The sequence below is a fragment of the Microcystis aeruginosa NIES-843 genome, assembly GCF_000010625.1.
Taxonomy (GTDB): Bacteria; Cyanobacteriota; Cyanobacteriia; order Cyanobacteriales; family Microcystaceae; genus Microcystis; species Microcystis aeruginosa.
In genome coordinates this window covers 108,202-128,971 of sequence record NC_010296.1, presented here as the reverse complement: position 1 = coordinate 128,971, position 20,770 = coordinate 108,202, and the positions used below count along the sequence as shown (strand labels likewise).

The 20,770-nt window shown below is 39.4% G+C and carries 19 protein-coding genes and 4 pseudogenes; 10 read left to right on the top strand and 13 right to left on the bottom strand.

All coding sequences use genetic code 11. The features are described from left to right. Positions 1–8: 8 nt before the first annotated feature. Complete coding sequence (locus MAE_RS31340; RefSeq protein ID WP_148204718.1) at positions 9–197, bottom strand: hypothetical protein; 189 nt, start codon at positions 195–197, stop codon at positions 9–11. A gap of 113 nt (positions 198–310) precedes the next feature. Between MAE_RS31340 and MAE_RS00695 the strand changes: the two genes are divergently transcribed. Next, complete coding sequence (locus tag MAE_RS00695; protein WP_012263890.1) at positions 311–1,525, top strand: ISL3-like element ISMae36 family transposase; 1,215 nt, start codon at positions 311–313, stop codon at positions 1,523–1,525. Here MAE_RS00695 and MAE_RS00690 read toward each other — a convergent pair. Then, entirely contained in the window at positions 1,502–1,969 is a 468-nt protein-coding gene (locus tag MAE_RS00690; protein ID WP_041803602.1) for a hypothetical protein, read from the bottom strand. The genes MAE_RS00695 and MAE_RS00690 overlap by 24 nt on opposite strands. A 500-nt stretch (positions 1,970–2,469) precedes the next feature. Further along, positions 2,470–2,862, bottom strand: a complete 393-nt coding sequence (locus tag MAE_RS00685) for a DUF2589 domain-containing protein (RefSeq protein ID WP_041803601.1) — start codon at positions 2,860–2,862, stop codon at positions 2,470–2,472. A gap of 142 nt (positions 2,863–3,004) precedes the next feature. Here MAE_RS00685 and MAE_RS00680 point away from each other — a divergent pair, with 142 nt between their 5' ends. After that, complete coding sequence (locus MAE_RS00680; protein WP_012263887.1) at positions 3,005–4,663, top strand: IS1634 family transposase; 1,659 nt, start codon at positions 3,005–3,007, stop codon at positions 4,661–4,663. A gap of 175 nt (positions 4,664–4,838) precedes the next feature. Here the strand turns inward: MAE_RS00680 and MAE_RS00675 are convergent, their stop codons facing one another. The 9 genes and pseudogenes from MAE_RS00675 to MAE_RS28120 all read right to left on the bottom strand — a co-directional run bounded on the left by MAE_RS00675 (position 4,839) and on the right by MAE_RS28120 (position 12,805). After that, the gene (locus tag MAE_RS00675; protein ID WP_012263886.1) at positions 4,839–5,150 is read right to left on the bottom strand and encodes a DUF2589 domain-containing protein; all 312 of its coding nucleotides are present in this window, start codon (positions 5,148–5,150) and stop codon (positions 4,839–4,841) included. Between the two features lie 42 nt (positions 5,151–5,192). Next, positions 5,193–5,753 (bottom strand): hypothetical protein, encoded by a 561-nt coding sequence (locus MAE_RS00670; protein WP_012263885.1) that lies wholly within the window; start codon positions 5,751–5,753, stop codon positions 5,193–5,195. 197 nt (positions 5,754–5,950) lie between these two features. Further along, a complete protein-coding gene (locus MAE_RS00665) occupies positions 5,951–6,580 on the bottom strand; it encodes a DUF2589 domain-containing protein (protein ID WP_012263884.1) in 630 nt (209 codons plus the stop codon). A gap of 95 nt (positions 6,581–6,675) precedes the next feature. Then, a pseudogene (locus MAE_RS00660) lies at positions 6,676–7,284 on the bottom strand (IS630-like element ISMae29 family transposase); the annotation flags it as partial. A 12-nt stretch (positions 7,285–7,296) separates the two neighbouring features. Next, a protein-coding gene (locus MAE_RS28130; RefSeq protein WP_076611860.1) for an IS630-like element ISMae26 family transposase occupies positions 7,297–8,246 on the bottom strand; the annotation gives its coding sequence in 2 pieces (ribosomal slippage) (positions 7,297–7,904 and positions 7,904–8,246; 951 coding nt in all). Positions 8,247–8,293: 47 nt separating this feature from the next. Beyond that, positions 8,294–8,850 (bottom strand): annotated as a pseudogene (locus MAE_RS00645) (helix-turn-helix domain-containing protein); the annotation flags it as partial. A gap of 128 nt (positions 8,851–8,978) precedes the next feature. Then, positions 8,979–10,133, bottom strand: a pseudogene (locus MAE_RS28125) (ISL3 family transposase). A 241-nt stretch (positions 10,134–10,374) separates the two neighbouring features. Further along, the gene (locus MAE_RS00630) at positions 10,375–11,529 is read right to left on the bottom strand and encodes an ISL3-like element ISMae37 family transposase (RefSeq protein ID WP_012263878.1); all 1,155 of its coding nucleotides are present in this window, start codon (positions 11,527–11,529) and stop codon (positions 10,375–10,377) included. A gap of 116 nt (positions 11,530–11,645) precedes the next feature. Next, positions 11,646–12,805, bottom strand: a pseudogene (locus MAE_RS28120) (IS630-like element ISMae23 family transposase). Positions 12,806–13,502: 697 nt separating this feature from the next. Here MAE_RS28120 and MAE_RS00615 point away from each other — a divergent pair. The 8 genes from MAE_RS00615 (at position 13,503) to MAE_RS00580 (ending at position 18,212) form a co-directional block, all read left to right on the top strand. Beyond that, positions 13,503–13,787, top strand: a complete 285-nt coding sequence (locus MAE_RS00615; protein ID WP_231859689.1) for a ribbon-helix-helix domain-containing protein — start codon at positions 13,503–13,505, stop codon at positions 13,785–13,787. 6 nt (positions 13,788–13,793) lie between these two features. Next, entirely contained in the window at positions 13,794–14,093 is a 300-nt protein-coding gene (locus MAE_RS00610) for a type II toxin-antitoxin system RelE/ParE family toxin (RefSeq protein ID WP_012263873.1), read from the top strand. 81 nt (positions 14,094–14,174) lie between these two features. After that, positions 14,175–14,402, top strand: a complete 228-nt coding sequence (locus MAE_RS00605; protein WP_002797529.1) for a hypothetical protein — start codon at positions 14,175–14,177, stop codon at positions 14,400–14,402. Between the two features lie 2 nt (positions 14,403–14,404). Continuing rightward, positions 14,405–14,839 carry a type II toxin-antitoxin system VapC family toxin gene (locus MAE_RS00600; protein ID WP_012263872.1) on the top strand — a complete coding sequence of 145 codons (435 nt, stop codon included), beginning with the start codon at positions 14,405–14,407 and terminating at the stop codon, positions 14,837–14,839. 139 nt (positions 14,840–14,978) lie between these two features. Beyond that, entirely contained in the window at positions 14,979–15,215 is a 237-nt protein-coding gene (locus MAE_RS00595) for a type II toxin-antitoxin system Phd/YefM family antitoxin (protein ID WP_041803595.1), read from the top strand. Continuing rightward, positions 15,202–15,579 carry a type II toxin-antitoxin system VapC family toxin gene (locus MAE_RS00590; RefSeq protein WP_012263870.1) on the top strand — a complete coding sequence of 126 codons (378 nt, stop codon included), beginning with the start codon at positions 15,202–15,204 and terminating at the stop codon, positions 15,577–15,579. Before MAE_RS00595 ends, MAE_RS00590 begins: the two co-directional genes overlap by 14 nt. A gap of 243 nt (positions 15,580–15,822) precedes the next feature. After that, positions 15,823–16,149 (top strand): hypothetical protein, encoded by a 327-nt coding sequence (locus MAE_RS00585; protein ID WP_012263869.1) that lies wholly within the window; start codon positions 15,823–15,825, stop codon positions 16,147–16,149. A gap of 338 nt (positions 16,150–16,487) precedes the next feature. After that, on the top strand, positions 16,488–18,212 hold the full coding sequence (locus tag MAE_RS00580; RefSeq protein ID WP_012263868.1) for a diflavin flavoprotein: 1,725 nt from the start codon (positions 16,488–16,490) through the stop codon (positions 18,210–18,212). A gap of 259 nt (positions 18,213–18,471) precedes the next feature. Here the strand turns inward: MAE_RS00580 and ppk1 are convergent, their stop codons facing one another. Continuing rightward, positions 18,472–20,640, bottom strand: a complete 2,169-nt coding sequence (ppk1, locus tag MAE_RS00575) for a polyphosphate kinase 1 (RefSeq protein ID WP_012263867.1) — start codon at positions 20,638–20,640, stop codon at positions 18,472–18,474. Positions 20,641–20,770 lie beyond the last annotated feature (130 nt).

Genomic DNA, 20,770 nt, shown 5'->3' with positions numbered 1-20,770 from the left:
AATAACACTCAAAACAGTCCTTTTTGCACTTCACAAGCTGCCATCTGTATAGCTTGAGCCATTTCTGAGGATAAAAATTCTTTTGTAGCTGAAGGAGTAAGAGTGCGTTTAAATCGTCTCTTAAATTCTGGCTCTTCGGGAATTGTTATGCAAATAATTAACTTAAAATAAAATTCGATGAGAGCGCCTACGCTCAAAAGTAGCTGAAATCCATACAGGGAAGGACTTAAGGCACAAACAGGTTAATACCAAAAGATAGACAATTGAGTTAAGATTTGATATAATAGCCAAAAACGAGATTATTTTACTTATGATACTTGACAAATTTTTGAACCTAAAAGGAACCTGTATTCAAGGCTATCTACACCTAGAAAATATCGGTATAGTTTGCCGAATCGAATCGAAAAATCAAAAAGCAACCTGTCCTCGTTGTGGGTTAGAGAGCGATAAACTCCACCAAAATCATCGACATTTAGTCAAAGATTTACCAATCTCAGGTCAACCAGTATACCTACAAGTTAATCGTCGTCAATTTAAGTGCGATAATTGTCAGAGACCCTTTAGCGAAGAGTTAGATTTTGTCGCCAAGAAACGAACCTATACGAAAAGACTAGCCGCAAATATACTCGAACAATTAAAAGAAGGAGATATTTTAAATGTTAGTCGAATAAATGACGTAACGGAAGAAGAGATTCAAAGAATGATAGAGGACATCGCCGAAGAAATTACAGAGCCAGACCTATCGGAATTAAAAAGACTAGGAATTGATGAAATCGCTCTAGTCAAAGGACAAAAAAATTACTGTGCGGTTTTAGTAAATTTAGATACGGGAAAACTAATAGCTATTCTAGAGAAGCGAACACAAGAAGAGTTGAGAGAAACGCTTACGGGCTGGGGAAAAGAGGTGTTAGAGCAAATTGAAGAAGTGAGCATAGACCTTTGGTTGCCTTATAAAAATTTGGTGAAAGAATTGATGCCATCGGCCGAAGTAGTCGCCGATAGATTCCATGTAATGAAACAAATTAATCAAGAGTTAGACGAACAGAGAAGAGCAGAAAAAAGAGCCGTAGAAGCGCAGAAAAATAAAAAACAGAAAGCAGAAAAAGAAGCCAAGCTAGAAGTTTTAAAGCGAAGTAAATATAGCCTGTTAAAAAATGAAGAAGATTTAACGGAACCCCAAAAAATTAAACTAGAAGCTATCAAAGAAAAATTCCCAAATTTGAAAAAGATGCAGGAATTAAAGGAAGAATTTAGAAAGATTTATGAAACCTCAGAGAATCCGACAGAGGGAATGCTATCCATCTCGGAATGGTTGGCAAAATCCTCCAGTGTTTTTACCAAGAGTTGTCAAACAATCCGAAACTGGTTTGGAGAAATAATTAGTTATTTCGAGCGAAGGACAACGAATGGGGTGGTCGAAGGAATCAACAATAAACTTAAACTAATAAAACGGAGAGGCTATGGCTTTAGAAACTTTCGGAATTTTTGGGTTAGAAGTATGTTATCTTGGCATCTTGTATGTTGATTTAGCATAAAGGGTAACGAAGAGCCTAAATTCTTTAATAACATAACTACCAGCAGAAATACTGTTGTCTGTATTAACAGCGTTCAAGTTGACCCTTAGGATTTCACCAGTACATTCTTGATACTCAGGTCGATTTCCCAGTAACGCCGGAAAGTAAGGATCTGGATAGTAGACAAACCTATTTCGGATAGCATAGAAAGTCATTCCATTACTTTGATGAATCTGATGAAGAGTAGCTCCACACTGATCAATATCTATTTTGAAACGAGATTCTTCGCGAGTCTCCCTATATATAGTTTCACGAGCTTCTGTTCCACGTCCGCCAAATACATTCGGTGTTCCTGCACACCAGTTGACTTGCCTATTATAAGGATTCAAAAGTGATCTAATGCCAAAATAGGCTTGATCAAAATTATCGATAGGAATTACATAATACTTGGGCATAATTAGCACTCACACAGTTTGATTGCTTTAAGGAGCTTCGGACATTATCTCCACTGCTGTTTGGTTTCTTCAACCTCCTTAGTAGCCTCATACAGATTGCGAATCAAATTGAGACTTTCAGCCGATTTTTCCCTGTCAACGTGCAAAGCTAATCCACACATTGGGCAAACAATTGGCTCACCAGAGAGCAACATCGGCATTGTTGTGGGAATCGTAAAATTGCATTCGGGACAAGGAACACCATTTTGGTTAGTGGGACTTAGGCGTTTTCGGTCAGCAAAAAAGGCTCAAACCATTACGGGACAAAGGGTTAACCTCGATTTATGATTTTCCTTGATATATCTGGGTTTCAGCGATTTTGGGCTTCTCGAAGTAAATCCCAAGCGGGGATTGGAGTTGAAGCTTTTCTCGATTTGTTTTTTGTCTAAGTCCCATTAGTAGGTTGTTCGGTCATAAATTCTCCACCTTGAAAAAGGACTTGATGAACTAAAAGGTTAAAGCTAAGTTGCCGATGATCCAGACCCCTCAGAAGGAGGAGTTTGATTATCCTTGACTTCGCGACTAGAAATTCCTTGATCCAATAACCTGAAGATTGTCAGTAAGCCAACAGGAGTGTCTGCTTGACCTGCTTTGATATTGATCTTCATTGCTGATTTGGAATCTTGTCTAGCCAAACCTGCTCTAAAAGCCACCATTTCTGGCTTTAAAGATGAGTCTTTTTTAATTTCTGAAGAAGACTCGTCTTCAGAAACCTCAGCAACGCTAACAGCATTGGGCGTATCCAATTTAACGATGCTATTGATTTCCACTGAAAAGTCGATTTCCGCTTCACGAATTTGAAGTGTCGGAATAGGCACGATTGATAACCCACATTCCGCACCCTCAACTGTCACATAAGCTGTCCCCCGCCAGAGACTTGAGTAAAAATACCTAGCTGGTGAAGGTTTTCTCGGTGGCCGCTAGGGGGGTCTTGAGACCCCTAATTATGAAAAAATAGGAATTGTTGGAAAACTGAGGCGAGTGGACTGTTCGACCATGAATCAATCAACAGAAATTGAAGTCAAAAATCTAGACCATCTGGGATTAGTAGCCGGAATTATCGATGAAATAGGAATCGTTGAAATTATCAACGAACAAGTCTCAATTGAGCGAGGAGAAATTGTCACAGCTGGGCAAGTCGTGAAAGCAATTATCCTGAATGGATTGGGATTTGTCTCCCGAGCCTTGTATTTATTTCCTCAATTTTTTGAAGATAAAGCAACCGAACATCTGCTGGGAGAGGGCATCGAACCAAAACACCTGAATGATGATAAAATTGGTCGAGTAATGGACAAACTTTATCAACTTAATGTTTCGGTCATTTTCCTACTGATTAGTTTAGCGGCCGTGAAAAAATTTGGTGTAGCAACCGAGAACTCCCATTTAGATTCGACTTCTCTATCAGTAGAAGGAGAATATAACAAGGAATACCCAACAGTAGAAATCCTGAAATCAGGAGCAGTGGGAGAAGAAATTGAAACCAGACAACAGCCAATAAAAATTACCTACGGATACTCCCGCGACCGAAGACCTGACTTAAAACAATTTATGATTGACTTAATCGTAAGTGGGGATGGAGATGTACCTTTATTCCTGAAAGTAGGGGACGGAAATGAAGCGGACAAAGCGGTTTTTGGTCAAATCGCCCGAGAATTTAAAAAACAAGTTGACTTTGACAGTTTAATAGTCGGCGATAGCGCCCTCTATAGCAAAGAGAATTTAAAACTAATGAAAGAAATGCGTTGGTTGTCTCGAGTACCATTAAGCATTAAAGAGGCTCAAGAGTTGGTTGATAGCATCTCAGAAAAAGAGTTAACCGATTCAGAAATACCGGGTTATTCCTGGCGGGAAACCATCTCTAACTATGGGGGGATAGAACAAAGATGGTTGCTAGTTGAAAGTCAAGCTAGACAAGAATCAGACTTGAAAAAATTAGAGAAAAAAATCGAGCAGGAAAAGAATTCTGCCCAAGAAAAAATCCGGCAACTATCCCGAAGAGAATTTGAGAATAGAGCGGTGGCGTTGGCGATAGCCAAAGGATTATCTGACTCCTTAAAATCTCATCAGTTAACGGAGATTAAAGTCAATCTCATTCCGCCTGAGTCCCAGGGGTCAAAACTCAAATCAAAAGACGATTTACCCTCTCAAAGCTATCAAGTTCAAGCCGAATTAGAGTTGAATTTGACCGCCATTGAGAGGCTAAAGAAACGAGCAGGACGATTCGTTTTAGCAACTAACGATTTGGAGAAACAACGATTAAGCAGTGAGGATATACTCAAAAAATATAAAGGGCAACAAGCTCCGGAAAGAGGATTTTCTTTTCTCAAAGACCCCTGCTTTTTTGCCCACAGTGTCTTTCTCAAATCTCCCCATAGAATCGAGGTCATGGCCATGCTCATGGGCTTGTGCCTGCTGGTTTATACTATTGGTCAAAGACAACTTCGTTTAAGTTTAAAACAGCAGGAGACGGGACTGAAAAATCCGTTGGGTAAGTTAACTGACCGACCGACGTTACGCTGGATATTTCAGGGCTTTCAAGGGATTCATCTCGTCCGTATTCAAGACAATCAAAAGATTAGCAACTTAACGGATGAGAGGCGCAACATTTTGAGATTTTTTCCCAAACCTTGCCAGGAATATTATCTCTTATCTTGACCAGATGGATTGACTTCAAGGGGTGACAAAACAAAGCGAGCAACTGGAACATCTCCCCCTAGATGTTAAGTCTGATTGCCTAGTCATTCTCAACAAGCACTGTTTATTGAGAATGACCGGGGGAACTCTGAAATTTTCGGCTTAGTTGCCGGCAGCTTGCCGCCAACTCACTCCTCTAGATAAGTATTTTGACTCGCGCCCCTTCCTCTTTTGAGACGTTGTGACACTTAGGGTGCGGAATGTGGGTTGATAAAACAGGAATTTCTACTTCTAATTCAGTAATCGTTCCTCCTACGCTTATTTTGCTATAGCGAAAGGTAAGGGTCTTTAACCTGCCAAACTGTAACGGCTCATCAGGAGAAGTCTCAAAGCCAATCTCCTGAATAAATCGAGCAGTGGCCTGTGCGGCTTGCGTTTCACCTTGCACGAGTGCCAGCAAGGGTGCGCCAATAATTTGATAGAGAGGTACATCTGTAATATCAGACATGGTGTAACGCCCAAAACTGTTTACAATTAAACATGAATTTCCTTAAGTGCTTGCCACATCTAGTTGAATAGAAATTGATGAAATAGCAGTTTCGGATAACTTTTCAAGATAATCTGTGTTTACTTCTATATCCATTGAGTCAATCGAAATTTTTTCAACTTTGATTGAAGAGGTCAGATCATTGAAATCATCGCCGACCCAGGGCGTATCCTCAACAAATACCTTAGAGCGGCCACTAAACCCTCTATGTTCGTAAACCGTTACCTTTATTCCTTGTGGTATTTTTAAAGAACTCAAGGTATCATTGCCAATCGTCAAATCGTTTATATCGTAGTTCCCCTCAGCAAGTTCTTGACTGGCTCCTTGGTAACTCCCATCCGCGTAGATTACAACTTTGCCACTTGGTAATGCCTCTCCAGTAAGAATAGCAAACTTCAGATCGACCGTGACATCTCTGACTTCTATTCGAGGAACAGAAAGCAATTTCAGAAAGGGATTTTCTCGGTAGGAAGCCTTTAAATCCCGTAAATAAGCATCCGAAGTAGCCTGAGCTTTAGTAATCTCAGTGAGAATCGCGCCGATGACTTGGTTTAATTTAGCCATATGAGTCCTAAGATAGTTTTCCTGATAAATCTAGATGGGCGTGACTAAGACTATGACGCTTAAAATTTGAAAATCTGCACTCAGTTTAGCCTCACAAAAAAATAAGTCTGCCCACCTACCGAATACGCGTAATTTATTACAGTTCGGTTCCCTCATTTTCACCTAAATCAAGTTCAAACGTGGATATAGGTTAGCTATTATGAGGTAGGTGTTGTTTCATCCGTTTTTGGAGGTATTCCCTTAATGCTCTCTTTGAGGATCTTTAAAACCTCAACCATTCCACCTGGCATATCATCCTGAACGGCGTGGATATAAATATCCATAGTGTATTCAACGGAATACTTAGAATTTGCAGCAGAAGTGCTGTCTTTCTTAGCGGAGTAGGAGGCATTAAAACTTGCTTCAACCTTCGCTGGCCCCCATCCATATCTCCCAGTCACGTTTGCATTGACATTGGTATTTGTTCCAGTTGTAGTTGTGTCTTGTGAGGCCGTCTCAGCACTAATATTTGCTTTGAACTGGATTGTCATATCATCAATGCGGATATACGGAATCGGTACAATCGACAGTAATGGAACGCTTAGTTTTACGTTTTTGTCACCACTCTCATATACGAATTCAACTGTTTGAAGTTCTCTTACTGCATTGGGATCGGTCGTTCCGTCCTGTCCTACTGCGAGCGGCTTATAAGCAACTGATTGGATAAAATCAACTGAAGATCTTGCAGCTTTTGCTTGGGCTTCAATCGCCGCCACCAAAGGCCCACCAATGATATTACCAAAAGGGAGTGATCCCAACTGTTTATTCGCATCGTCTTGTATCGCCATGAGCGTAAATCCTTAGATTACTGAATTTTAGTGAGTTGACTTACTTAATTTTTTGCTGACAAACTTAATTATCTATTCTTGAATCTACTAGTCTGTCAAGTTTGAATTGAGGGATAGAGTTTTTTTAATTTAATACGAGCATCAGCAGTAGTAAATCTCCAGTCAACTGAATTTGACTTTTCATTTCGATTTTCTTCCCATGCCTTAATTTCTTGTTTTAAACTATCCATGTCTGGGATACGACGCTCGAGACATTGACGATTCAAAACGCTCAACTCAATTTCTGCCATATTTAACCAGCTGCCATGTTTGGGAGTGTAATGAAATTCGAGTTTATCTAAAATTCTCTTGGCCTCTTCCGGTTCAAAGGCTTTATATAATGAGGCTTTTACATGAGTATTTAAGTTGTCTTGAATTACTCTAATTTTCTGGGCATCCGGATAACGCTCATCAACCAAATATTTCATTTGGTGTGCATAATCGCTCGCCGTCCTTTGTTGTGTAACTTCTACATGTCGCCAACCTTGTAATGGTTCAAAAAACATAAACATATTGGCTACACCATTACGCTCATATTGATAGTCATACCTTTCTGGTTCTCTCGGTTCGGCTGGTATTTTCTCTTTTGTTTCTTTGACTAATTGTTGACAACTCTCATCAAAACACAGCCAGGGATTTTGCTGGTCATACTCACTATGATATAGCAATTCTCTGACTTATGAGGTACAGTAGCAACAGTGAGTAAACCAATTGCGAATATCTTTTTGAGTAACTTCTAACATAGCCAATTCAATCCCTTCTATTAAGTCTTTGTAAGTTCTCGCCTTCAGTTTTCTTAACGTCGCTTTCACTTTTGACCAAAAGTTTTCAATAGGAGAGAATTCGGGAGAATAAGGAGGTAAATAGATGAGTCTAGCTTTTTCTTGTTCGATTATTTCTCTGACCATTTCTCCGAGATGAATCTTGGCGTTATCCATGATCAGACAGTCTCCTTCTTTAATTTTTGGCAGCACTTCCTTTAGAATAAATCCTTCAAATGTTACCGCATCCACTGCACCGTATATGTTGACTGATGCGACAACTTTTTCTAAGCTTATAGCACTAATTATTGAAATATTTCTCCCTCTTTTTTGTGGTTTTCTTCCCCGAGCTCTTCGGCCAATTAAGGCTCTAGCATAGAGTCTCAAAAGGGCTAAATTTACCCCCGATTCATCGATGAAAATTAGTTTTGATGCCTCAATTTCCCGAACTTCTGACCAGTATTCCACTCTTTTTTGCTGTACCCTGTCACTTTCTTTTTCCGCCGCGTGTAGTGTTTTTTTTTGAAACTGTAATTGAGTTTTTGCGTAAGCCGCCCCAGGGTGGCTCTACTGACTTTCACCTGTGTCTTTTCATACAGTAAGTCCGATAATTCTTCGAGAGTTGCATCATTGTTAGCTTCGATGATTTCTATTAAAATTATCAGTTGTTCACTATTTAACTTGGTTGGCGGACTTCCCCCTTGCGGACGAGGACGGATATCTCCTGTTTCTTTATGTTGCTTCAATAACTTCTGAATAAAGCTTTTAGCCACGTCAAATCTCTGGGCTAGTCCTCGAATGGAAATTTTTTCTTTCTTCCAGACATCGATAATTTTTTGGCGAAAATCTACGGAATAGGGTCTCATAGGAAGCTGGTAAGTTCTATTATTTGTCTATTTACTTTCTATTGTACCTCATAGCTCCAAGAATTGCTATAAATATCCAAGACATCTTCCATGGCACAGACAAACTCCGCTGATTCTTTTGGGGGAATGACCCATGATTGATTCAGCCATGGTTTCAATTCATTTTTTTTAAGGTTTTTCTGATGGTTTCTCGTGATATTTTTTCCACATATTCAAGTTCGACCATTTTATCTGCCAGCATTTGAAGTGTCCATTTTGCTCGTCCCGTTGGTGTTTCACTACAAGCGATGGCAATCAGATCTGCTTCCTTTTCCCCATCGATAATTTTGGCACGGCGATGTTCTTGCTTTTTTCGAGTTAATGATGATTCAATTCCTGACTCGACAAATCTTTGTCGTACTCTCTCAATGGTGGCTTGAGCAACATTTAAGGCTTCACTAATTTTCGAGTCAGTCCAACCACCTTCCTGTTGATTGACGTCTGCTAAAAGTAGTATTCTGGCATGGTTCATTTTGTAAGCTGCTATTTTTCCTTTCTTGGTTAGCTGCTCGAGTTCAGTTCTTTCGGAGTCTGTTAGCTCTACAATATATTTTTTCTTCGGCATTTTTTTGTCTGAAGTTGGATAACTTCTTCCAGATTAGCTCTTTTTTTATCCCTCAAAACAAAATTGATGCTCTAATACTCACCAATGATAAACATTTGGCTCTTCTGGTTTTCGTGTGTTAATTTTTGTTATGAATTAAAGCAAGCAAACAGCTTAAGTCGAAGATGTTCAAAATTGGTAAATCCATAACTCATTCTTTTAATAAGCTTTATTTTGGTATTCATTCCCTCAATTAATCCGTTGGTTGTATGATTTTCAAAGTAATTACAAATACCAGGCAAATGCTTCTGGATCATACTGGCACTACTTTGATATAATATTCCGCCTATTCTTATCCATTTTTCCAATTTTCTCTCAGCACCTCTGAACGTTCTACAACCTTGATAAATTTGTCTAATTTCTTCTTTCATTTCGTCGGCTATTCCCAAGCAGGGATGTTCTTTTAAGATAACTTCTAGTTGTTGTTTTTGCTCGTCCTTTAAGTCCTCTTTATTCTTCCATAATAAATGAGGTAATCCTTTTTCATGCACCCCCATTAACTTTCTCAATTTATTAAGCTCGTCATTGATGATAGCCATTACATGAAAACGGTCATAGATGATTTTAGCATTGGGAAATAATTCCTTGATCACTGCTGTAAATCCTGACCACATATCGACGCTCACTTCTTTCACTTTCTCCCGAACTGCGTCTGGCTGTGCTTTTAAGGCTTCCATTAATTCTTCTTGCTTATGTCCTTTAATCACATCTAGTAAAATTTTCTTGTCCAGATCTACGACCGTTGTTATGAAATCTTTATGTCCTTTTAAGTTACTAAATTCATCCAAGCTTATTCGTTCTGGTGCTTCCCACTCTTCCTTTTCTAGTTCTTTAGCCAAGGAATTAAATATTAACTTAACTTCTTCCCATCCTAACCCTTCTTATCGACTTATTTCTTCGATACTACAATTTTTTACTCTCTCATAAATCATCGATTCATAGCGAATTGTATGATGCTGTCTTAATCTCATAAAACTCAGTCTTTCGCTGATATACTTTTGGCACTTTTGAGAATGAAACTGGCGGCGTGGTACTTCTAAATATACCGGATTGCCTAATATTGACAAATCTCTGACTAGATTATACTCTGTCTGATTGATTCTGTCCAAGGTTTGATGGCAATTCGGACATTCAATTGTTTCATTTAAAAGAGCGAGCTTTAGGAAAATTGTCTGAGCAATTTTTTGATAATTGACCACTGTTACATTTGGTAAATCGAGGAGTTGATCAAAATTTATCCACATAACCCACCTCCTGTTCTGTGTTACTATTATACCATGCTCACACAGAACCTAGAAGAGCCAACATTTTACCCAAGAAGGTCTAACTATTCTTTTTTGATAACTCAGACAGAATCCCATTATTTATGTCAACAAAATCGGGCATCGTCAGGAAATTTATCAAGCATAACGGCGATCGCCTAACCCTGACTTTTAAGAAGAATATAGACCCTTGGCTCTTCTGGTTTTCGTGTGTTAATTTTTGTTATGAATTAAAGCAAGCAAACAGCTTAAGTCGAAGATGTTGAAAATTGGTAAATCCATAACTCATTCTTTTAATAAGCTTTATTTTGGTATTCATTCCCTCAATTAATCCGTTGGTTGTATGATTTTCAAAGTAATTACAAATACCCTGCAAATGCTTCTGGATCATGCTGGCACCACTTTCATATAATATTCCGCCTATTCTTATCCATTTTTCCAATTTTCTCTCAGCACCTCTGAACGTTCTACTACTTTGATAAATTTGTCTAATTTCTTCTTTCATTTCCCAGGCTATTCCCAAGCAGGGATGTTCTTTCAGGATAACTTCTAGTTGTTGTTTTTGCTCGTCTTTTAAGTCCTCTTTATTCTTCCATAATAAATGAGGTAATCCTTTTTCATGCACCCCCATTAATTTTCTCAATTTATTAAGCTCGTCATTGATGATAGCCATTACATGAAAACGATCATAGATGATTTTAGCATTAGGAAATAATTCCTTGATCACTGCTGTAAATCCTGACCACATATCGACGCTCACTTCTTTCACCTTCTCCCGAACTGCCTCTGGCTGTGCTTTTAAGGCTTCCATTAATTCTTCTTGCTTATGTCCTTTAATCACATCTAGTAAAATTTTCTTGTCCAGATCTACGACCGTTGTTATGAAATCTTTGTGTCCTTTTAAGTTACTAAATTCATCTAAGCTTATTCGTTCTGGTGCTTCCCACTCTTCCTTTTCTAGTTCTTTAGCACAGTGATTAAATATTAACTCAACTTCTGACCATCCTAACCCTTCTTCTCGACTTATTTCTTCGATACTACAATTTTTTACTCTCTCATAAATCATCGATTCATAGCGAATTGTATGATGCTGTCTTAATCTCATAAAACTTAGTCTTTCGCTGATATACTTTTGGCACTTTTGACAATGAAACTGGCGGCGTGGTACTTCCAAATATACTCGATTGCCTAATATTGACAAATCTCTGACTAGATTATACTCTGTCTGATTGATTCTGTCCAAGGTTTGATGGCAATTCGGACATTCAATTGTTTCATTTAAAAGAGCGAGCTTTAGGAAAATTGTCTCATCAATTTTTTGATAATTGACCACTGTTACATTTGGTAAATCGAGGAGTTGATCAAAATTTATCCACATAACCCACCTCCTGTTCTGTGTTACTATTATACCATGCTCACACAGAACCTAGAAGAGCCGACCCTTTTCTGCCGAAACTCCTAATTCAGACTAAACTAAACTAAGCTTTTACGCATTTAAGTTACATTGACAGCATTACCCTTATTTTTAAGTTTTCTACTCCATTTAATAATCAATCCCCCTTCATTTAAAAGCTGATTGACTACTTTTTCCAGTTCTTCTTTATTTTCAAATTCTCGATTAGCTATGTACTCTTTAGCGGAATGCCACACTAATTCTATTAGGTTGTAATCTGGACTATAAGCTGGTAAAAACTCTAGCCTAATATTGGGCAACTCTTTTTCCACCTGCTCAATAACATCTTTCTTTTTGTGATAACTAGCATTGTCTAATATAATGATAATCTTCGGTCCTTTTTCTCGAAAATCTTCGGGCAGATTTCCCAAGTTTATCCATTCTTGACGAATCTCTTCATGAAGTTTCTTTAATTGTTCATGGAAAGTTTCTGAATTTCCTTTTTTGCTCATAAAACAGACTCGTTTTTTGTCATTATATCTTAAGGATCCCATCACATTCACCCTTCCTCTTTTTCTTTGTCCATTCACTTTTTTTCGCTTTCCTTTTTTTGTCCAAGCTCTCCTTCTTATTACTCTCAAACTAAATCCACATTCATGAGGGGAACCCTGTGGCGAACCTGCGTCGCCACCTTGAAAGCCCCGTCCCAAAACCATACCTGGATTGACTCTGGCTTTTCTTTAGCCAACCTTAAATATTCATCTAATTTTTCTTTAAATGCTTTTCTTAATTTCTTGTCTTGCTTATCTTCTAGACTATATTTCGCCCAGATATACACATACTTTTTTCTTCTCAATATTCTTCTCACTTGCGAGCCACTCAGTTTAATTCCTGTTTCCTTTTCTAGATGCTCTGCTAATCTTGCCGCTGTCCATCTCCCGAATTCATATCCAAATTCCTTCGGGTCTTCATCAACTATTTTTAATAGTAAATTAATATATTCCTCTGTGGCTTTTTTATGATTTCCATTTTTTCTCCCATCTTCTAGACTTTCTAAATTGTTAGGATCGCCGTGAACACACCAATGGGCGACCGTTTTGAGTGAACAGCCAATAAAGTCAGCTATTTCTCGTTGAGTTTTTCCGTCGTTTAGCAAGAGAAACATTAAAATTCTTTCCCTAACCTCTGCTCTTTCTTCTTCTTTAAGAGCTTTTTGTAAGTTTTTCTTTTCTTCTAAGTCTAGGAAATCTTTGGCTGGCATAAGTAGGATTTTTCTAAAATTACTATTTCTATTTTAGGTGGTTTAAGTGCGTTTTAGCTTATCATTGCAATACCGTAGACTTAGTTAAAAGAATTGTTAGAGAATCTTAACCATGCTCAAACATTATGACTTGACCTGAGAGGGCGATGCCGTAGGCACTTGCTTCGCAAGACCGCAGCCAATGGCTAGGGGAAAAGCCCAAAGCACAGAATGTTCGCGCCATCATTATCATTGAAGAAGAACCATCTCTCTCGACCCAAGTAAAACGCACGACCCCTGCTCATTTAATCGGTAAAGGCAAAACCTTAGGGGATATTGTCAGTCCTATCGTGGATCAAGAAGATTGGGAATCTCTAAAATCCCACATTCCGCACCCTAGTCGTTGAAATCAAAAGTTGCTCTAGCCCTTGTATAGTAAGACTTTTAGCGATTACTAAGAATTATGAAGTGTCACACTCTAGTCAGCGATCGCCAGCTTAATGAGAGTTTATCTCAATAATTTGGTATCAGAGCTATCAGATTTTTAGGGCTAATTGTGCATCTGCTGGGCAAACAAATTAGCCTGTAATTCAGAGCCGGCAATCGTTTTGACGATTTAGATAAAATTTTCAATGTGACACTTTAGGGTGCGGAATGTGGGTAAAATGATCATTCTGCCTCGGCAAACCCGGAATGATTTCACCGCGACAAACCTATAATGAAAAAAAGTCAAGCCTTAACAACCATGAAATTAACTTTAAAACCCGAACACCAAAAGCTGATCGAAGCCAAACTAGATACAGGGCATTATGCCAATCCAGATGAAGTTATTGCCGAAGCCTTACAATTACTCAGTAAACGCGATCAGTATCAACAATGGGTGGAAGACATTGGCCAAAAAATTGATATTGCTGCCGAACAATTAGATCGAAGCGAAGGGATTGATGGAGAAACCGCGATCGCTCAACTCAAAGCAAGACTTCAAAAAAACTGTGAAGCTTAAATATTCATGAATCAATACATCATTTCGACCGAAGCCATTCGAGATATGGAACAAATTCTTGATTATTTGGCTAATACCAATATTAATGCGGGCGAGAAATTCCTAGAAGAGTTTAGCAAAAAGTGTCGTTATCTTAGCCAATTTCCTCTAATGGGGCGCAGTTATCGAGAGATTCGTCCCTATTTGCGTGGCTTACCGATGAAAAACTACATTATTTTCTATCGCTTAACTGAGCAAGGGCTAGAAATCATGCCTTTTATCAAAGGAGAGCGAGATTTAGAAGCTTTTTTCTTTGAAAACCCCTAAAAAATAAAGGCAATTACTTTTTTCAACTGTTTATAATAGAGATCGCTATAATCTGGAACATCTCCCCATCCCAAACCAGCCATGACAGCCAAAGAACAACTCCTCCAGGAAATCGAAACCGCTTCCGATGAAACCATTCACCAACTCCTCGATTTCCTCCATCAAACCCAAACCGCCAAACCGAAACAACCCTTTTGGCAATTCATTGAAGAACTCACCGCCGATATTCCCCCAGAAGTCCTAGAAACCTTACCCACCGACGGAGCCGAACAACACGATCATTATCTTTATGGCACACCAAAACAATAATAATGAAAGTCATTTTTGCTGATACCTTTTATTGGATTGCCTTGATTAATCCCAGAGATAACTGGCACACTATTGCCTTAGATTATGCCCAAAAATATGCAGATGATTACCTAATAACTACCGATGGCATCATAGATGAAACACTGAATTATTTTGCAACTAAAGGTGCTATTATGCGTCGAAAAGCTCTTGCTACCTACCTTCAAATTTGCCAAGAGTCGAATATGGAAATTATTTCTTACACGCCTCAACTAAGACAAGCTGGATTTCAACTATTCGATGAACGTCCTGATAAAGGCTATAGCCTCACAGATTGCATCTCTATGATTGTAATGAAACAAAGAGGCATTATAGAAGTCTTAACCCATGACAAACACTTTACCCAAGAGAACTTGCGGATTTTGTTCCAAGATTCTAATTTTAATAATCTTACTTAGAATTTGATTGCCCAGAGCAGTATTTCATTATTGATCTCCACAAAATCGGGCATCGTCAGGAAATTTATCAAGCATAACGGTGATCGCTATAATATCGAATATCTCCCGTCCCCAAAACTCCCTACTCCCTTGACCAGCAATGAAAAGCGTCACCTCAAGTAAATTACAAAATAACCTAGACCAACTGCTCGATGAAATCCTCAACACAGGAAAACCCCTAGAAATTGATCGCAACGGCAAACGATTAATCATTAGTCCCGTTGAAACCGTAGATAAATTACAAAAATTAATTTATCGTCCTCAAGCCATTATTGGCGATCCCGATGATCTTGTACAAATCAGTTGGGAACAGGAGATAAACCTTGATTTACCTTGATACTCATATTGTTGTCTGGCTTTATGCAGGACTAACTGCTAAATTAAGCGATTGCGCCAAACATCTAATTAACGAGAATGAACTCTATATTTCGCCGATAGTAAGGCTAGAGTTACAATATTTATACGAAATTGGGCGAATTACTGAAAAATCAGACGACATTGTTCTAGAATTAGTAAGTTGCCTTGATTTAAAGGTATGTAAAAAAGATTTTAATTTAATTATTAATCAGTCTGTCATTATTAACGAGACTCGTGATCCCTTTGAGCGCTTAATTGTTAGTAACGCTTCAGTAGATAACCATATTTTGCTAACCAAAGATTATCACATTTTAAATCATTATGAAAATGCCGTATGGGATTAATCACAATCTATGGGAAATTGATGAAGCATAACGGCGATCGCACCATTCAATCGCTAAATAACGATGGACTCCTATAGGTTAAGTACATAATAACTGTTCAAGGAGAATCATCGGTGATCTCACCTAGTTAAAATCCTGACTCCTAGCGCAAACTTTAAATATTGTAAAAAAAGTAATTTTTTGTATTCCCACTGATTACCATAATGGAAAATTCTGCTAATCTCTATGTTGATGAGGTAACTTATGGAACAGTCAAAGGGTAAATCCTCTCGTCAGCGCGGCGTAATCTTAACCTCTATCGGCTACCAAAAACTGCACCGTGCTAAAGTGAATTGGGAAATAAAACAAAACACTCGCTGCACCTTAGACATTCTTAGCCAACACACTGGACTGACTGCCAATACTCTCAGTAAAATTTTTAGTCGCTCTGTCGCCGTTGATAAACGTAGTCTGTGGGTCTGCTTTTCTGCCTTTAATCTCGATTTAGACGGTCAAGATTATTTATCCACTTTTACCCTTGCCTACAAAGACCGCCAATTTTCACATTGGGGGATAAATATGAACTGTTAAAAAGAAGGTGACAGCTAATAAAGGCGTTCAATCGTATCCAAAAGTTAGTTTGGGTCTAGGTTTTAAAAATCCCAGAAAAGAGGATTCATATCTGAAATCAGCAACGCCTCAAATTTAATTTGACTGGAATGTATAAGACCCATTTCCCCACACAGATCGATAGAGAGCTTTTCTCATAAAGATGAAGTATAAGCTAATTCGGTATCGACGATCGACTCCTACCTGACCATTAAGATAACTGTTATCAGTAATTATTGAGAAAATAAATCCCCATACCTTATTTCCTCGTGGCACAATAGAGACAAAGTATAAAAAACTTAACAATAAGGAGAGGTTCGATGGTTGCTACACCAGTCAAAACAAAACGTCTCACCGTGCAGGTGGCCGATCTCACCGCAGACACTACCGCTATTCGTTCCCTCGATTGGGATCGCGATCGCTTCGATATTGAATTCGGATTACAAAACGGTACGACTTATAACTCCTATCTGATTCGTGGGGAAAAAATCGCCCTTGTGGATACCTCTCACGAAAAATTCCGTCAACTATATTTTGATAGTCTCAACGGATTAATTAACCCCCAAGAAATCGATTATTTAATTATCAGTCATACCGAACCCGATCACAGTGGGTTAGTCAGAGATATATTGCAACTCGCTCCCAATATTACCGTCGTTGGGTCGAAAGTAGCAATTCAGTTTTTAGAGAATTTAGTGCATCATCCCTTTCAACGTCAACTGGTCAAAAATGGCGATCAGTTAGACCTAGGCAACGGTCACATTCTCGAATTTGTTAATGCTCCTAATTTACACTGGCCCGATACTATTTTTACCTACGATCACGGTTCGGGAATTTTATTTACCTGTGATGCCTTCGGAATGCACTACTGTTCCGATGATCTTTACGATGAGCAATTAAGTGCTATTGAACCGGATTATCGTTTCTATTATGAATGTTTAATGGCTCCTAATGCTCGTTCCGTACTAGCGGCGATGAAAAGGATGGAACCCCTAGGTAATATTAATCTCGTGGCTAATGGTCATGGACCGTTATTAAAACATAATGTTACTGAATTATTGACCCATTATCGTGATTGGAGTCAGGCACAAACTAAGGCAGAAAAAACCGTTGCAGTTTTCTATGTTTCCGATTATGGTTATAGCGATCGCCTCTGTCAATCTATTGCCAAAGGTATTACTAAAACCGGTGTGGCTGTAGAAACTTTAGACCTGAAATCCGCCGACCCCCAAGAGGTAAAAGAATTAGCTTCTTCCGCGGTGGGAATCGTCATCGGTACTCCCCCCGTTTCTGGTATTCATGCCCAAGAAATTACGGGGAATCTAGGCACAATTCTCGCCTCGGTTAACCCCAAACAATACCTCGGAATGTTTGAATCTCAAGGGGATGATGATGAACCGATTTTACCTCTATTTAATAAGTTTCGTGAAGTTGGCTTAACCAAAGCTTTCGATCCCATTCGTAGCGCGGAAACTCCTAACGAGAGTCTCTATCAACGCTGTGAAGAAGCGGGGACAGATCTGGGACAACTATTAACCCAAGAGGTAAAAGTTAAACAAAGAAAATCCCTCGATACTGACCTCGATAAAGCCATCGGACGGATTAGCGGTGGTCTATATATTATTACCACCAAGAAAGGAGACAGAAGCGGGGCAATGGTCGCTTCTTGGGTCACTCAAGCAAGTTTTGATCCTCCCGGTTTTACCGTTGCTGTGGCCAAAGATCGGGCGATCGAGTCTTTACTGCAAGTGGGGGATCAATTCATTTTAAATATTCTGGAAGAAGGCAATTATCAAACCCTGATGAAACACTTTTTAAAACGTTTCGGACCTGGGGAAGATCGTTTTGCAGGAGTCGATACTCGCACCGCTAATAATGGTTCGCCGATTTTAGCCGATGCCCTCGCTTATTTAGAATGTGAGGTAGTTAGTCGTATGGAATGTGCTGACCACTGGATTGTTTACAATAAAGTCGCCGATGGTCGCGTTTCTAAACCTGATGGTTTAACGGCTGTTCACCATCGCAAAGTCGGTAATTATTATTAGGATTCTTGCTTGATTTGACTGGTTGAGAAAATACAGATCAAGATGCTTGCTCTCAGCTTTTGAGATGGTTTAACCTCTCAACCAGTTAGTCATACTAAATCCGTTGAGTATAGGCTACATATCAGGAGAGGCAATAGGCAATAGGCAAAAGGAGCAATAGATAATCAGTTTTTAATAACCAGATTTAGTATCACATCTGATCACTGACAACTTACCCACTGATAACTGATAACTGATAACTGATAACTGATAACTGTTCCTATTGACTAATACCCGCAGATTTAAGGGCTTTTTCCATCAAAATTACATGGGTACTGCTTTCCTGTCCCTGGTTGGCAGCACGACGCTGAATATAACTGCCGTCGGATTGTAATTCCCATGCTTGCCGGTTATCTGACAACATAATGCCGAGAATTTCTTCTAGTTCCTTGGCGATCGCTGGTTCATCGATGGGTGTCACTGCTTCCACGCGACGAGTCAGGTTCCGCGTCATCCAATCGGCGCTACCAATATAAACCTCCTCCTGACCATCATTGTAAAAGTAAAAAATGCGGGAATGTTCCAAAAAGCGGCCGATAATGCTAATTACTCGGATATTTTCGCTTATTTCTGGCAATCCGGGTCGTAAACAACAGATGCCGCGAATAATTAAGTCAATCTGCACACCAGCACGAGAAGCGGCGTATAAAGCTTCTATAATCGGTTTATCGACAATAGAGTTCATTTTTGCGACAATGCGCCCCGTACCGCCATTTTTACAGTTTTTGGCCTCGCGATCGATCATTGCTAACATCCGTTTTCGCAAACTCACCGGAGCAATTAAAAGTTTGCGATAGGATTGCTGACGGGAGTATCCAGTCAGAAAGTTAAATAAATCGGTGATATCTGCCCCCAAATCCTCACGACAGCTAAGTAAACCCAAATCAGTGTATAATTTGGCAGTTTTTGGGTTATAATTGCCCGTGCCAATATGGAAATAACGACGGATTTTATCCCCTTCTTTTCTGACCACGAGAACCACTTTCGTATGGGTTTTTAGACCAACTAAGCCATAAACAACGTGAACTCCGGCTTGTTCGAGCTTTTTCGCCCAAGTAATGTTATTTTCCTCATCAAAGCGTGCTTTTAGTTCCACTAACGCCGCTACCTGTTTCCCATTTTCCGCCGCTGCAATCAGGGAATTGACAATCGGGGAATCTCCGGAAGTACGATACAAAGTCATTTTAATCGCTAAAACATGGGCATCATAGGCCGCCTGGGCGATAAACTGTTGTACTGAGGCACTAAAGGAATGGTAAGGGTGATGAACGAGAATATCGTTATTGCGAATTAAAGTAAAAATATCTTCGCCATCCTGTTCTAGGATACCGTCTTCGTTACCGTCAACTATTTCTCGCAATCCCTGTAAAACTGTTGGAGTGACAGGATTCCAAGGCGGATCTTTCAGTTCGGGACAGGGTAAAGACATAAAATAAAATAAATCTTTGTGTCCCAGCAGTCCATCCACATCGTAAACATCGATCTCCTCAAGTCCGAGATCGCGCATGATCCGGTTTTTAATATTGCTAGGGGTAGAACTGTGAATTTCCAGACGTACTGCCGATTTACCGATGCGGCGCTTGCGTACTTCTTCCTCGATCGCTAATAATAAATCATCGGCCTCATCTTCTTCGACGGAGATATCGGCGTTGCGCGTCACCCGAAAAGGATAACATTCTTGAATGATCATGCTGGGGAAAAGTGCCTCTAAATTGTGCATTACCACCTGTTCAAGGGGTACTCCCGTCCAAATCGAAGCTTTTCCGTCTTGGTGGCGTAATTCCTTGGGTAATGCCAGAAAACGGGGGAAAACCTGCGGCACTTTCACCCTGGCAAATAGTTCTTTATCGGTGTCGGGATCGCGAACGACTACGGCTAAATTGAGACTAAGATTAGAAATATAGGGAAAAGGATGACTAGGATCCACCGCTAGAGGAGTTAAAACGGGGAAAATATTTTGTTCAAAGTAATCATGGAGATAATTGCGCTGTTCTTGATGTAAATCTACATAGTTAATCAGATGAATTCCCTGTTCCACTAAGAGATTTTTTAGGGTGTGTTCAAAAAGACGATCCTGCTGTTGTACAAGGGGACGCAGACGTTTACTGATCTCGGTTAGCTGTTCCGAGGCAGTCCGGCCATCGGCACTTAAAACGGCTACATTTGCCTCTACCTGTTGTTTAAGAACTGCCACCCGTACCATAAAAAATTCGTCGAGATTGGCACAAAAAATGGCGGTAAATTTTAATCTTTCCAGTAGGGGAGTCCGAGGATCAAGTGCTTCATAAAGCACGCGACGATTAAATTCTAACCAGCTTAATTCTCGGTTAAAGTAATATTGCGAATCTTTAAGATCGATTTCGGAAGTTACGGTAGAAGCTTTAGCCATAGAGTCTAATACCTAAATAATAGATTAAACAGTTAGTAAGAAGCCACTCAAGTCTAAATTTGACTATTTTTGGCGTTTTTTTAGGCTACACTGCCCCAGATTAACCAAAGTTACCCCGATTATCTTGGAT

Bases quoted from the DNA above. Each gene is read 5' to 3' on its own strand.
- MAE_RS00610 (WP_012263873.1), top strand. From the start codon at position 13,794: ATGAATCAATACATCATTTCGACCGAAGCCATTCGAGATATGGAACAA.
- MAE_RS00690 (WP_041803602.1), bottom strand. From the start codon at position 1,969: ATGCCCAAGTATTATGTAATTCCTATCGATAATTTTGATCAAGCCTAT.
- MAE_RS00665 (WP_012263884.1), bottom strand. From the start codon at position 6,580: ATGGCGATACAAGACGATGCGAATAAACAGTTGGGATCACTCCCTTTT.
- MAE_RS00585 (WP_012263869.1), top strand. From the start codon at position 15,823: ATGGAACAGTCAAAGGGTAAATCCTCTCGTCAGCGCGGCGTAATCTTA.
- MAE_RS00680 (WP_012263887.1), top strand. From the start codon at position 3,005: ATGAATCAATCAACAGAAATTGAAGTCAAAAATCTAGACCATCTGGGA.
- MAE_RS00695 (WP_012263890.1), top strand. From the start codon at position 311: ATGATACTTGACAAATTTTTGAACCTAAAAGGAACCTGTATTCAAGGC.
- MAE_RS00600 (WP_012263872.1), top strand. From the start codon at position 14,405: ATGAAAGTCATTTTTGCTGATACCTTTTATTGGATTGCCTTGATTAAT.
- MAE_RS00670 (WP_012263885.1), bottom strand. From the start codon at position 5,753: ATGGCTAAATTAAACCAAGTCATCGGCGCGATTCTCACTGAGATTACT.
- MAE_RS00605 (WP_002797529.1), top strand. From the start codon at position 14,175: ATGACAGCCAAAGAACAACTCCTCCAGGAAATCGAAACCGCTTCCGAT.
- MAE_RS00580 (WP_012263868.1), top strand. From the start codon at position 16,488: ATGGTTGCTACACCAGTCAAAACAAAACGTCTCACCGTGCAGGTGGCC.
- ppk1 (WP_012263867.1), bottom strand. From the start codon at position 20,640: ATGGCTAAAGCTTCTACCGTAACTTCCGAAATCGATCTTAAAGATTCG.
- MAE_RS00595 (WP_041803595.1), top strand. From the start codon at position 14,979: ATGAAAAGCGTCACCTCAAGTAAATTACAAAATAACCTAGACCAACTG.
- MAE_RS00615 (WP_231859689.1), top strand. From the start codon at position 13,503: ATGAAAAAAAGTCAAGCCTTAACAACCATGAAATTAACTTTAAAACCC.
- MAE_RS00675 (WP_012263886.1), bottom strand. From the start codon at position 5,150: ATGTCTGATATTACAGATGTACCTCTCTATCAAATTATTGGCGCACCC.
- MAE_RS00630 (WP_012263878.1), bottom strand. From the start codon at position 11,529: ATGTGGATAAATTTTGATCAACTCCTCGATTTACCAAATGTAACAGTG.